Here is a 12234-nt window from a genome sequence, read left to right on the forward strand (position 1 = left end):
GCCATGTGGGAGACCCTCGCCGCCTCCTTCGCCATGTTCGCCCAGGTCGACAATGTGCTCGCCCTGTTCGTCGGCGTCATGATCGGCACGGTGATCGGCGCCATTCCCGGCATGACAACCCCGATGGGCGTGGCGCTCGCCCTGCCCTTCACCTTCACCATGCAGCCGATCACCGGCATCCTGCTGCTGCTCGGCGTCTACAAGGGCGGGCTCTACGGCGGCTCGATCACCGCCATCCTGATCAACGCGCCGGGCACGCCGGCGGCGTCCTGCACCGGGCTCGACGGCTATCCCCTGGCGCGCAAGGGCGAGGCGCGGCGTGCGCTCGACATGGCGCTCTACGCCTCCTGCACCGCCGATTTCATTTCCAACCTGTCTCTCATCTTCTTCGCCGGCATCCTCGCCAGCTTCGCGCTCAGCTTCGGCTCCCCCGAATTCTTCACGCTGATCGTGTTCTCGCTGACGATCATTGCCAGCGTAAGCGGCGACGACCTGCTGAAAGGCCTGGGCGCCGCCGGGCTTGGACTGGCGCTCGCAATCGTCGGTCTGGACGCGATTTTCGGCACGCCGCGCTTCAACTTCGGCAATTTCGACCTGATGGGCGGGCTGAACTTCATCCCGGTGCTGATCGGGCTGTTCGCAATTCCCGAGGTGCTGAACTTCTACTCCAAGACGGAAACCGCGCAGAAACTCTCCGCGCTTGCCGGCAAGGGCGCCTCGCTGCTCGACTATCGCCGGGCGCTCAAGTCCATCCTGCGCGGCTCGGCGATCGGCGTGATTCTGGGCGTAATTCCCGGCATCGGCGGCGCGCCGGCGGCCTTCCTGTCCTACAGCGAGGCGCGGCGGACGTCGAAGAACCAGGGCAATTTCGGCAAGGGCGAGCTGGAAGGCGTCGCCGCGGCCGAGGCCGGCAACAACGGGGTCGCCGGTGCGACCCTGATCCCGCTGCTCGCGCTGGGCGTGCCGGGCGACATCATCACCGCGATCATCCTGGGCGCCTTCATGATCCACGATCTGCGGCCGGGGCCGCTGATGTTCCAGCAGAACATCACGCTGATCTACGCGCTCTTCATCGGCATCATGCTGAGCTCGGCCTATCTGTTCATCGTCGGCAAGCTCTCGATCCGCTCGATTGCGCGGATCGCCGACATTCCGCAGCGCATCCTGTTTCCGGTCGTGCTGGTGCTGTGCGTGTTCGGCGCCTACGCGATCAACAACACGATCTTCGACGTGCTCGTGATGTTCGTCATGGGGATCGTCGGCTTCGGGATGCTGCGCCTCGGCATACCGGCCGCGCCCTTCCTGATCGCCTTCATTCTGGGGCCGTTGCTCGAGGACAATTTCCGCCGCTCGCTGCGCCTCGGCGACGGCGACTGGACGATCTTTTTCCAGGGCTGGATCACCTGGTTCTTCTGGGGCCTCACCGTTTTGACGCTCGTCCTGATCGTCTGGCAGCGCACCAAGGGCAGGAACGGCCTGCCGCTGGGCGAGGGCAGTTAGCAGACGTCGAGTCTGCCTTCCAGGAGCACCGCGCGGAGTTCGGCGGCAGCATCGCGCAGCATCGGCACATGCCGCCTGGCGTCATCCAACGACATGCGGTGCATCGGGCCGTGCACCGCCAGAGTCGCGACCAGGCGGCCCTTTTCGTCTTCGATCGGCACGGCTACCGCGACCATGCCTTGCACGAGTTCTTCATTGTCTGTTCCCACCCCGTTTTTCCGTATCCGCTCAAGCGCGGTCAGCAATCTTTCCGGATCGGTTATGGTGTTGACCGCGAGCGGCTCCAGTCTCAGTGAATGAACCAAGCGGCGGCGCTGCGCTCTCCGCAGCGTACTCAGGTAGAGCTTGCCGCTGGCCGAACCGTGGAACGGCACCGTCGCCCCCACCGGCAACTGGATGCGCAGCGGCCAGCGCGTCTCGACCCGGTCCAGATAAAACATGCCCTCCCTGTCCGGAATTGTGATGTTGCAGGTCTCTCCGATGGTCTCCGAGAGGCGCCGAAGGATGGCGATCCGGGCCTGCAGGTATCGGGAGAACACGCCGAGGCGGCCGGTAAACGCAGCGAGGCGCCGGCCCGGCAGCACCCGTTTGCCGTCCATATCCCGGACCAGCCATCCGGCTTCCAGCAGTTGCTGGCATATCCGGTGGATGGTTGCTTTCGGGAGATTGAGGCGGTCGTTGATCGCCGTCGGCGTAAGCGGGACGCCGGCATCGAGCAGCGCCTCGATGACCGCCAGGGTACGAATTCCTGCCGGGAGGCGGTCTTGCTGCAGCGGTGACCCGGGATTCAACAAACGTCCGGCCGACAATCAGTTGTGCTGGAACGTGCCCGCCCCCTCATGCACGAGCAATATGGTGGAAATGTCGGGCACAAGAGCAACCACCAGCCACACGACCGACAGGGCGATGAAATAAGGCATGGTGTAATACAACAATCGGAAGTACGGGATATTGGTGATGCTGCTGGCGACATACAGATTGAGCCCGTAGGGCGGCGTGATGAACCCGATGGCATCGCCGATCAGGAACACGACGGCGAAGTGGATCGGATCGACGCCGAACTGGGCGGCGATCGGCGCCAGAATCGGGGCGAAAATGATCGTGTTCGGCAGGCTCTCGAGAATGGTCCCGGCCAGCAGCACGATCGCCATGCAAACGAACAGCACGGCGTAGTAGCCGCCCATCCCGCCGACGAAATCGGTGAAGAAATCCTTGGCCCCCAGCAGGGTCAAGATCTGCTGCATCACGACGGAGATCGCGATCAGCGGCGCGAGAACGCCGGTTATCTGGCCGGACCGCATGATCAGGTCGGGCAGTTCCCGGTACGAAAAACCCGGAATGACGATCCGCTCGAGATAACCGGTATTTTCGGAATACTGCTCGGCCACCGGATTGCCCCGGCCGGCCCGGTCGGCCGCCGAGAGCGCCGCGACTTCCTCTTGCTCCTGTTCGATCCAGTCCGCGTCGGCCGTTTTGCCGCGATGAACGTAACGGTAGATCGGGAAGAAGATCAGGCCGACGATCATGCAGAAGCCCGCGGTCACGCCCGCCGCTTCGGTCGGCGAGAATTTCCCGGAATAGATGCCCCAGATGACCAGGACGATCGCGCCGAAGCCGATCCACGCGCCGATCGCCGTCTTCACGATGCGGCGGAACTCGATCGAGATCAGATGTCCCCAGCCGTTCAACTGGCAGATCAGCCAGCAGACGAACTGCATGGCGACGATCATCAGGATGCCGGGCAGCAATCCGCCGATGAACAGGTCGGAGATCGACAGGTTCATCAGGAAACCGTAGACGATGAAGATGATCGAGGGCGGAATGATGATCCCGACCGTGCCGCCGGCCGCGATCGTGGAAGCGGCGAAATTCCGGTCGTAACCGCCCTTGGTCATTTCCGGATGCATGATCGAACCGATGGTGGCGGTGGTCGCCGAGTTCGATCCCGAAATTGCCGCGAACAGGCCGCATGCCCCGAGCGACGCCATGCCGAGGCCGCCGCGCAGCCAGCCGAGCATGGAATAGGCAAACTCCGAAAGCCGTTTGGCAATGCCGGCGCCCTTGATCAGGTCGCCTGTCAGGATAAAGAGCGGCAGCGCCAGCAGACCGAAGAAATTGAGCCCCTCGAACAGCGTTACGCCGAGATTGGCGAGGGTGAAGTCGATTACCAGGCTGACCCCGATGACCCAGAAGCCGATGACGAGGAAAATCGGTACGCCGACGGCGAAAAAGACCGTAACGGCGCCGGAAATCAGCAGGATCCAGAACGTCTGCATGCCCGCCTCCTAGTCGCCGAGCATGCCGGTCTGAATTTTCAGCGGCCGGCCGTTGCGATAATCGGAAATATCCTTCGCCACGTTTTGCAGAACCCGCACGATCAACAGGGCGAACGCAAGCGGCGTCACAATATAGAACCACCACTGCATGACTTCGTCGGTGCCCTGGACGATGGCGAAATTATCCCTGGAAAGCATGACCTGCTTCGCCGTGTAGTAGATGACGATGACGGAAAAGACGATCCAGAGGAGGGCGTCCAGCAGCAGGCACATCAGTTGCCCGCGCTGGGAGAACCGGGAGCGGATTTCATCGAAGCTGAGATGCGCCCGGATGCGCACATTGTAGGCGCAGGCGATCCAGACGACCCAGAGAAACAGGTAGATCGGGATGGTTGAAGACCAGGCAACCTGCTCACTCAGCAGGAAACGCCGGATCACTTCGACAAAGATGATCCCGGCCATGAAGACATACGCGACCAGGATGATGAACCGTTCGATCCGGGCGTCGATCCAACGCAGTAGCCGCATTGCCGCTCCCCGTTTCCGCCGGCCGAAGACGCTGCCGGCGTTTCGCTGCGCCACGCCGATCTAGCCGATTACCCGCGGGTCTGTCCACCGCTACCGCGCCGGCGGGGCGGCAGAATCGGAAAGAGATGACGTGCTCCGGAATAGACCCGGAGCCCGCCATTTTGCCTCTAACGCACGCCTCGGGACCGGCTGGCGCCTAGCCCTTCCACCAGCGCCGCGGCTCGACATTCTCGGCCAGCGTGTCGGCCGGAATCTCGCGTGCGACGTCGTAGATATACTTGTAGGTGTCGAGGCCGCCGGACCAGCCGTTCAGCCTCTCGCGCCACCGTTCCCAGTGTTTGGGCTGGAATTCCGGCGAACACATCTCCTCCGCCTCGCGCCGCGCCGCTGCGCTCATCCAGGCAACACGGACGTTGTGGTTGGCGAACAGTGTGTTGGGCAACTGCGGATTGGAGAAGCCGACCGTGTTGACCAGGGAGACCTCGTTGGCCGCCTGGACATGGACCTGGGTCAGAAAGGACGATTCCATCACGGCGTCCTGCAGTTCGCCGCCCAGCTTGTCGAACGTCTTGCTGCTCATCGCCGTATGTTCGGTGCCGCAGAAGAACTCGAGATTGACGCACTGCGAGACCACCGGCGACATGTTGGCGTAAGCCACGGCGGAGGGCCAGGTTTCGGCGCCGTCGACCAGGCCCTGTTTCAGGCCGTCCAGGGTTTCCGCCCAGGCGATCGGCGTCGGATTCAGGTTCATCAGCTTCATCGCGATCCGGCCCAGCTGCGTGCCCGTCACGCGGTTCTTCGTGCCGGCCAGTTCCTTCACGCTCTTGACGGTCGGTTTGTCCTTCCACTTCAGGCCGAGCATGATGCCGCGCAGTTCCGCATGGGAGAACAGGAATTCTATGCCATGCCGCTTGCGCATGGGCTCGCGCAGGATCTTCATGCTCTTGGGCGAGTACAGGAAGTGATACTGGGCCGCGCGGGACGGGAACATGTAGGCATAGTCCAGCACGTTCAGGTAGGGCGCGCCGCCGGCCGAGTTCTGCGTCGACGCGGCGTAGATATCGACGATGCCCTGCTGCGTCTTGGTCACGCAATTCAGCTGGCCGCAAATCTGGTTGGAGCCGATGAATTCGATCTGGATTTCGCCGTCGGTCCGCTCTTCCAGATCGTTGACGAATTGCAGGCACCCGGCCCGTTCGATCAGCAGATTGCGTTCGTTGAAGCCGGCAGCGCCGAATTTCAGCTTGAACCGCGCCTTCTTCTTGAAGCGCTTCTTGTAGGTGGAGTTCGCCGCCTCAGCGAGCTGCGGCGCCGTGATCGCGCCGGTCAGCCCGGCAACCGCGATCAACGTCGACGACAGGCCGAACTGCCCCGATATCCGCAGCATGTCGCGCCGTGAAACGTTCTTCAGTTTTTCCGGGATCGATTGCATGGATGCTTCCTCCTGATGCATCGGTTAGGAGCCGCCACACCCAACCTTTCGACAAAAATGTCAAAGTTTGAGACTGACAATCTCAATAATGGCAGATATTGTCGGTTCTGCAAGCGTTGAGTGACGATGAACGCTATTTTTTGACCGCAGCGCGCAGGTTTGCAGGCATGGGCTATGACTATGTCATCGTTGGCGCCGGTTCGGCCGGCTGCGTGCTCGCCAACCGCCTGTCTGCCGACCCTTCGAAAAACGTGCTGCTGCTCGAGGCCGGCGGCGAGGACCGCAACCCCTGGATCCATGTGCCGGTCGGCTATTTCAAGACCATGCACAACCCAAGCACCGACTGGTGCTACCGGACCGACTCCGATCCCGGCCTGAACGGGCGCACCCTGGACTGGCCCCGCGGAAAGGTGCTGGGCGGCTCCAGCGCCATCAACGGCCTGTTGTACGTCCGCGGACAGAAGGAAGACTACGACTATTGGCGCCAGCTCGGTAACGAGGGATGGTCATACGACGAAGTTCTGCCATATTTCCGCCGCGCCGAGGATCAGGAGCGCGGCGCCGACCCGTTCCACGGTACCGGCGGGCCGCTTGCCGTCTCGGACATGCGCGCCCGGCGCGACGTCTGCGAAGCCCTGATTGCCGCGGCGGAAGAACTCGGCATTCCGCGCAACGACGATTTCAACGGAGACCGGCAGGAGGGCGCCGGTTATTTCCAGCTCACGGCGCGCAACGGCAGGCGCTGCTCGGCCGCCACAGCCTATCTCAAGCCGGTACGCTCCCGCAGGAACCTGGAGGTCGTCACCGGCGCACTGGCGGAGCGTCTGCTGTTCGACGAGGCCGGCCCGCGAACCGCAACCGGTATCGCCTACTCCGTCAGCGGCGAACGACGGCAGGCGACGGTGCGCGGCGGCGGTGAAATAATCCTCTCGGCCGGCGCCATCGGTTCGCCGCAGCTTCTCCAACTCTCCGGCATCGGTCCCGGTTCCCTCCTGAGCGACCTCGGCATCGCGGTCCGGCATGAATTGCCGGGCGTCGGAGAGAACCTGCAGGATCATCTCCAGGTGCGCTCGGTGTACGAGGTCAACGTCCCGACGCTGAACGACGAGATCAACAACCTGATCCGCCGGACTGCGATCGGTTTGCGCTACATCCTCACCCGGCGCGGGCCGATGGCGATGGGCGCCAGCCAGGTGTGCATTTTCTGCAAGACGCGGCCGGAGTTGTCGACGCCGGATATCCAGTTCCATTTCCAGCCTCTCAGCGCCGACAAGCCGGGCCTGAAAATGCACCCGTTCTCCGGGATCACCATGTCGGTTTGCCAACTGCGCCCCGAAAGCCGCGGGCGCATTGCGATCCGCTCGCCGGACCCGGCCGCATATCCGTCGATCCAGCCCAATTACCTGGCGACAGAGCTCGACCGGCGCACGGTCGTCGACGGCCTCAAGATGACCCGCAGGCTGATCGGCACCGGCGCCCTGTCGAAATTCGTCCTGCGCGAGCATCTGCCGGGCACGGAGGTTCAGTCGGACAAGGACCTGCTCGACGCCGCGCGCAACATCTCCCAGACCATCTACCATCCGACCAGTTCATGCCGCATGGGCAGGGACCCGCTGTCAGTGGTCGATCCCCGGTTCCGGGTTCACGGCCTGGCCGGCCTGCGCGTCGTCGACGCCTCCGCCATGCCGTCGATCACCTCCGGCAACACCAACGCGCCGACGATCATGATGGCGGAGAAGGCAAGCGACCTGATACTGGAGGATTCGGGCTGACGCCGGTTCCGTTCCACGGCGCATGCCCGACCGGAGCGGGGCGTGTTGCAATCAGATCGCGGTCATGCCGCCGTCCGGCGTTATCACCGACCCGGTGCAGAAACTCGCCTCGTCCGAAAGCAGGAAACAGATCGGGGCCGCGATTTCCTCCGGGGCCGCGATCCGTTTCTGCGGCGTGTCGGCGACGACCTGCGCCGCGCCCTTGTCGAAGTCGCCGCCTCCCCGTTCGACATAGGCGGCTTCGGTAAGCCCGGTCCGCACCACGCCGGGCGCGACGACGTTGACGCGGATCCGGTCCCCGGCCAATTCGAGCGCGAGCTGCCGGGACATGGAAAGGATCGCACCCTTGGCGGCGGTGTAGGCCACGAGGTTCATCCGTCCCACATGCGCCGCGATGGATGACACGTTGACGATCGAACCGCCGCCCTGGGCGCGCAGCGCCGGCACGGCGGCCTTGCATACGAGAAAAGTTCCCGTCGCGTGGACAGCGATCATCCGGTTCCACCGCTCGATCGAATAGTCGTCGATCGGACCGAAATCGGCGTGTCCGGCAGCGTTCAGGACAGCATCGATCCGCCCCAGCCTCTTTCGGGTCTCGGCAACGGCGCGGTTCACCGATTCTTCGCTGGAGACGTCGCAGTGGATTCCGATAGCGCCGTCCAGCGAAGCGGCCATGTCCGCCGCCCGCTCGCCGTCGATGTCGGCCACCGCGACGCGGCCCCCTTCGGCCGAAAATTGCCGCGCCGCAGCCGCGGCGATGCCGGAGCCGGCACCGGTGGCAAACAGCACTCGATCCGTGAATCTCATCCCGGCCTCGGCCTCCTCCGCGCGCCGCCAGCGAGGTCTCGGGGACGCGTTTGCCTCACCGCAGGGTGGCCCCGCCGTCCACGATGACGATCTCTCCCGTGATGTAGCTTGCCCGCGGCGACGCAACAAAAACGATCACGTCGGCCAGTTCCTTCGGGTCCGCGAGCGCGCGGAGCGGAATCGATTCCTTCAGCTGCCGGGTCTGTTCGTCGGTGGCGAACCGGGCCAGACGTTCGCCTTCGACGAATCCGGGGCTGACGCCGACGACCCGGACGCCCGAGCCGGCAACTTCCTTGGCCAGGACCCGCGTGAAGCTGCGCAGCCCCGAGTTTGCCGCGCTCCCCGCGGGGTTGACGGTCACCACGATCTCGGTGGCGATCCCGATCACGTTGACGATCGCGCCCGAGCCGCGTTCGACCATGTGGGCAGCGACCCTGGTGCAGAGCTGCGAGGTGCCGACGACCTTGATCCGGTAATCCCGCTCGTACACGTCCGGCGGAATCTCCCAGACCGGCGCATAGGTGACGTCGCCCCCGGCGGCGCAGACCAGGATGTCGATCGCGCCGCCCAGAAGCTCCTCAGCGCGCCCGGCTGCCGCCGCTGTCGACGCCTCGTCGCGCAGATCGATTTCCACCATGCCGTGCACGTCGAGCCCTGCAGCGCCCAGCGTCCCGGCCATCCGGGCGGCAGAGCGGGCGCCGGCTACGACCCGCGCCCCTTCCGCCAGCAGCCGCTCGACGGTCGCCCGCCCGATGTCGCCGGTTGCGCCGACGACGAACGCGCCGCGCCCCTCGATCTCAAGATCCATGACTGATCCGCCGCTCCCGGTCCGGTGGTCCGCCTGTTTCGGGGAATTCGCTTCCGTGCAATGGACTGTCGCCTCTACGCCTGCCTTCGCGGTTTCGCCTCGAACTCGATATGCAGTTCCTTCAAGGCCCGCAGGAACATGTGCGGCGCGTAGCTGAGTTCGCCCTGTTCGGGAGCCAGCCGGAAATCGTCGATCCGGTCGATGAACGCCTGGAACCCGCAATGCAGTTCCCGCCGGGCGAGAGAGGCGCCGAGACAATGGTGCGTTCCGGAACCGAAAGCCAGATGGCTTGCGGCGTTGGCCCGCTCCAGATCGAGGCGCGCCGCCTCCGGAAACTGGCGCTCGTCGCGATTTGCGGCGCCGTAGCCAGCCATGATGCGGCTCCCTTTGGGAATGCGGACGCCGCAGAGGTCGAGGTCCCTGGCTGCAAACCGGAACAGGAACTGGACCGGGCTCTCCAGCCTGAGAACCTCCTCGACGAACGTGCGCAGGTACCTGTCGGGGTCGGCCTTGAGCCGGCGCCACGCCCCCGGATTCTGAATGAGGAGGAGTATGCCCCCTGACAGCGCATTGGTCGTGGTCTCCGCTCCGCCGACGAAGGTATCGGTCATCATCTCGGCGTGCAGTTCATTGTCGTTCAGCGTGCGGCCCCATTCGGGAATCTCGGTATTCACCAGGTGGCTGAGCAGTGTGTCGTCTGGCTCCTCGCGCAGGCGCTCGAAGATGGGCTGGAAATAGTGCTGCATCTCGATTTCCATCTCCGTCGCCCACACATCCGTTTCCTCGCCGTGCATGAGGCTCAATCTTTGAACGTAGGCGTCGGTCCAGGCCTTGATGCGCCACATATCCTCCTCGCGCGCGCCGACCTGATGAATAATGACGATGAGGGGCAGCGGGATCGCGAATTCCCGCACCCAATCGCACCGGCCCCGGTCGATGAAGCCGTCGACCAGCCGTTCGCTGACCTCGCGCACGAACGGTTCCATCTGCTTGATCTTGCTTGCCCGATACGCCTGCTCGAACAGCTTCCGCATCTGCCTGTGGTTCGGGTCGTCGCGTTTTGCCAGGTTGGGCGCGGGATACCATCCCTTCTTTTCGTAAAGGTTTCGAAGGAGTTCGGTGCGTTCCTGCGTAACGAACATCTGTTCCGGGTCCGGAATGTTGCTGAAGCGCTCCGTGTCGAGAAGAACCTCCTTCAGGATTTCGTAGCGGGAAATCACGAAGTAACCGGTGTTCGGATCGTGCCAGACCGGCGCCTCCTCGCGCAGCTTATCGTAGGCGGCATACGGGCAGTTCTGCGTCTCCGCCCGGCGCAGGTCGATATCGAGCGCGTGTGCCCGTTCTGGAACCCGGTCCGCTGCCGTCATGGAGCCTCCGCCGTTCAGAGAGTTTCTTCGGCGCCGAGAATGTTCGTCGCCTGGCTGGACAGCACACCGCCGTTGCCGTGGCACAGGACGAGCCTCGCGCCCTCGACCTGCCGCGCGCCGGCCGATCCTCTCAATTGCATGACGGCTTCAACGAGGGTGAACAGGCCGTACATTCCCGGATGAACGCAGGAAAGGCCACCCCCGTTCGTGTTGACGGGCAGCGGACCACCCGGCGCGATATGCGAGTCCTCGACGAAGCGGCCCCCCTCCCCTTTGGGACAGAAGCCGAGATCCTCCAGAAACAGGATCGTATTGATCGTGAAGGCATCGTAAAGCTGTACGACATCGATGTCCGACGGCGTTACGCCCGCAGACTCATACGCTCGCCGGCCCGACTCGGCCGCCCCGGTCGCCGTCAGATCGGGCATCTGAGCGATTTCCTTGTGCGTCACCGCCGAGCCGGCGCCCAACAGGAACACCGGCGGTCTCTGCAGGTCGCGGGCGCGGTCTGCCCGAGTCATCACGATCGCAGCGGCGCCGTCCGTGACCAGGCAGCAGTCCCGCACCGTGAGCGGGTCGGCGACCATGCGCGCGGTCAGGCATTGTTCGACGGTAAGGGGATCGCGCTTGTAGGCCTCCGGGTTGAGCTGCGCCCAGCGGCGCGCGGATACGGCGACCTCCGCCAACTGCTCCCGCGTCGTGCCGTACTCGTGCATATGCCGCGCCGCAGCCAGGGCGTATCCGGCGATCGGCATGGCGGGCTGGTACGCCTCCTCGAACGGGGAACCGCGCCAGGAAGAGACCAGGCGGCCGGCGCCGGTCCGCTGGGTGCTGCCGTAGGCGATCAGGGCGACGTCGCACATGCCGGCGGCAAGCGCCAGTGCGGCCCAGACGGTATGGGTGAGGAAGCTGGAACCGCCGGTCCTGTTGTTGTCGGTGAGCTTCGGCCGGACGCCGAGATATTCCGCAAGGGTCAAGCCCGACAGGTAGTCCTGCGGGAGTCCGACGAACAGGGCATCGACCTCGCGCACGGCGAGGCCGGCATCGCGCAAGGCGGCGAGCGACGCCTGCGCCGCCAGGTCGATCGCCTCGAAGCCCGGCACCTCCCCGAGGCCGAAAGTGGCGGCGCCGACGATGGCAGTGCCGCCGCGCGGAAATCCGGCTTGAGCGTTCACGCCGACGCTTCCCCGCCGCCCGCGCGCACGAAGACGATGAGAGGCTCCTCTTCACCGGCGATGCGCGCCTGCACCCTCATGCCGATACGGACAAGGTCCGGGTCCATACCCTCGATCCGGCTCAGCAGGCGTGGCCCTTCATCCAGGTCGATCAGGGCGATGTTCCGATGCGGTTCGGGCGGCCGGCGGCGAATGACCGTGGTCGAGTAGACGAGGCCGAGGCCGGAGACCTCGACCCAGTCCAGATCCGTCGAGCCCGTCCCCGGCTCTGCAATGCGCGGGTAAAAGAAGACCCGGCCGGTCGCCTTCGACCGTTGCAGGAGGATCCGGCCGTCGCGCAGAAACTTCATGAACTGCGGCGCCGGCGTCAGGGTCGCCGATTCATCCATTGCGATGTCCGGTGTCGGTTTGTCCGGGCCCTCTCTCTCGGGCGCCGTGACGGCAGGGAAGCACGCTTGGATTGTTATGGGAGTTATATACTTGACGGACAATTGATCTGCCCATAGCGTGCGCCCTTCTACCACGGGAGGGCGGTATGAGTGAAGACGGTACGCTGAAAGAGGGGCAGT

At 64.4% G+C, this 12234-nt stretch carries 11 protein-coding genes; 2 read left to right on the forward strand and 9 right to left on the reverse strand.

Annotated features, from left to right (window positions below):
- Nucleotides 1-3: 3 nt before the first annotated feature.
- Complete coding sequence (locus OXM58_12575) at nt 4-1500, forward strand: tripartite tricarboxylate transporter permease (protein MDE0149197.1); 1497 nt, start codon at nt 4-6, stop codon at nt 1498-1500.
- Here the strand turns inward: OXM58_12575 and OXM58_12580 are convergent.
- The 4 genes from OXM58_12580 to dctP form a co-directional block, all read right to left on the reverse strand.
- Nucleotides 1497-2309, reverse strand: a complete 813-nt coding sequence (locus OXM58_12580) for an IclR family transcriptional regulator (protein MDE0149198.1) — start codon at nt 2307-2309, stop codon at nt 1497-1499. The genes OXM58_12575 and OXM58_12580 overlap by 4 nt on opposite strands.
- On the reverse strand, nt 2310-3776 hold the full coding sequence (locus OXM58_12585) for a TRAP transporter large permease (protein MDE0149199.1): 1467 nt from the start codon (nt 3774-3776) through the stop codon (nt 2310-2312).
- Between the two features lie 9 nt (nt 3777-3785).
- Nucleotides 3786-4304 (reverse strand): TRAP transporter small permease subunit, encoded by a 519-nt coding sequence (locus tag OXM58_12590; GenBank protein ID MDE0149200.1) that lies wholly within the window; start codon nt 4302-4304, stop codon nt 3786-3788.
- Nucleotides 4305-4500: 196 nt separating this feature from the next.
- Nucleotides 4501-5736 carry a TRAP transporter substrate-binding protein DctP gene (gene dctP, locus OXM58_12595; protein ID MDE0149201.1) on the reverse strand — a complete coding sequence of 412 codons (1236 nt, stop codon included), beginning with the start codon at nt 5734-5736 and terminating at the stop codon, nt 4501-4503.
- Nucleotides 5737-5903: 167 nt separating this feature from the next.
- Between dctP and OXM58_12600 the strand changes: the two genes are divergently transcribed.
- Nucleotides 5904-7508 carry a choline dehydrogenase gene (locus OXM58_12600; protein ID MDE0149202.1) on the forward strand — a complete coding sequence of 535 codons (1605 nt, stop codon included), beginning with the start codon at nt 5904-5906 and terminating at the stop codon, nt 7506-7508.
- A gap of 51 nt (nt 7509-7559) precedes the next feature.
- Here OXM58_12600 and OXM58_12605 read toward each other — a convergent pair whose 3' ends face one another.
- The 5 genes from OXM58_12605 to OXM58_12625 form a co-directional block, all read right to left on the reverse strand.
- Nucleotides 7560-8315 (reverse strand): SDR family oxidoreductase, encoded by a 756-nt coding sequence (locus tag OXM58_12605; GenBank protein ID MDE0149203.1) that lies wholly within the window; start codon nt 8313-8315, stop codon nt 7560-7562.
- Nucleotides 8316-8370: 55 nt separating this feature from the next.
- Nucleotides 8371-9123, reverse strand: a complete 753-nt coding sequence (locus OXM58_12610; protein MDE0149204.1) for an SDR family NAD(P)-dependent oxidoreductase — start codon at nt 9121-9123, stop codon at nt 8371-8373.
- A 74-nt stretch (nt 9124-9197) separates the two neighbouring features.
- Nucleotides 9198-10490, reverse strand: a complete 1293-nt coding sequence (locus OXM58_12615) for a cytochrome P450 (GenBank protein ID MDE0149205.1) — start codon at nt 10488-10490, stop codon at nt 9198-9200.
- 14 nt (nt 10491-10504) lie between these two features.
- On the reverse strand, nt 10505-11665 hold the full coding sequence (locus tag OXM58_12620) for a thiolase (GenBank protein ID MDE0149206.1): 1161 nt from the start codon (nt 11663-11665) through the stop codon (nt 10505-10507).
- A complete protein-coding gene (locus OXM58_12625; protein MDE0149207.1) occupies nt 11662-12054 on the reverse strand; it encodes a Zn-ribbon domain-containing OB-fold protein in 393 nt (130 codons plus the stop codon). The genes OXM58_12620 and OXM58_12625 overlap by 4 nt, the downstream gene beginning before the upstream one ends.
- Nucleotides 12055-12234 lie beyond the last annotated feature (180 nt).

It is taken from the genome of Rhodospirillaceae bacterium (assembly GCA_028819475.1).
Lineage (GTDB): Bacteria > Pseudomonadota > Alphaproteobacteria > Bin65 > Bin65 > Bin65.

What these genes read in the sequence shown, in the direction of transcription:
- OXM58_12575 (MDE0149197.1), top strand. Translation starts at nt 4, where the DNA reads ATGTGGGAGACCCTCGCCGCCTCCTTCGCCATGTTCGCCCAGGTCGAC.
- OXM58_12585 (MDE0149199.1), bottom strand. Translation starts at nt 3,776, where the DNA reads ATGCAGACGTTCTGGATCCTGCTGATTTCCGGCGCCGTTACGGTCTTT.
- OXM58_12590 (MDE0149200.1), bottom strand. Translation starts at nt 4,304, where the DNA reads ATGCGGCTACTGCGTTGGATCGACGCCCGGATCGAACGGTTCATCATC.
- dctP (MDE0149201.1), bottom strand. Translation starts at nt 5,736, where the DNA reads ATGCAATCGATCCCGGAAAAACTGAAGAACGTTTCACGGCGCGACATG.
- OXM58_12600 (MDE0149202.1), top strand. Translation starts at nt 5,904, where the DNA reads ATGGGCTATGACTATGTCATCGTTGGCGCCGGTTCGGCCGGCTGCGTG.
- OXM58_12605 (MDE0149203.1), bottom strand. Translation starts at nt 8,315, where the DNA reads ATGAGATTCACGGATCGAGTGCTGTTTGCCACCGGTGCCGGCTCCGGC.
- OXM58_12610 (MDE0149204.1), bottom strand. Translation starts at nt 9,123, where the DNA reads ATGGATCTTGAGATCGAGGGGCGCGGCGCGTTCGTCGTCGGCGCAACC.
- OXM58_12615 (MDE0149205.1), bottom strand. Translation starts at nt 10,490, where the DNA reads ATGACGGCAGCGGACCGGGTTCCAGAACGGGCACACGCGCTCGATATC.
- OXM58_12625 (MDE0149207.1), bottom strand. Translation starts at nt 12,054, where the DNA reads ATGGATGAATCGGCGACCCTGACGCCGGCGCCGCAGTTCATGAAGTTT.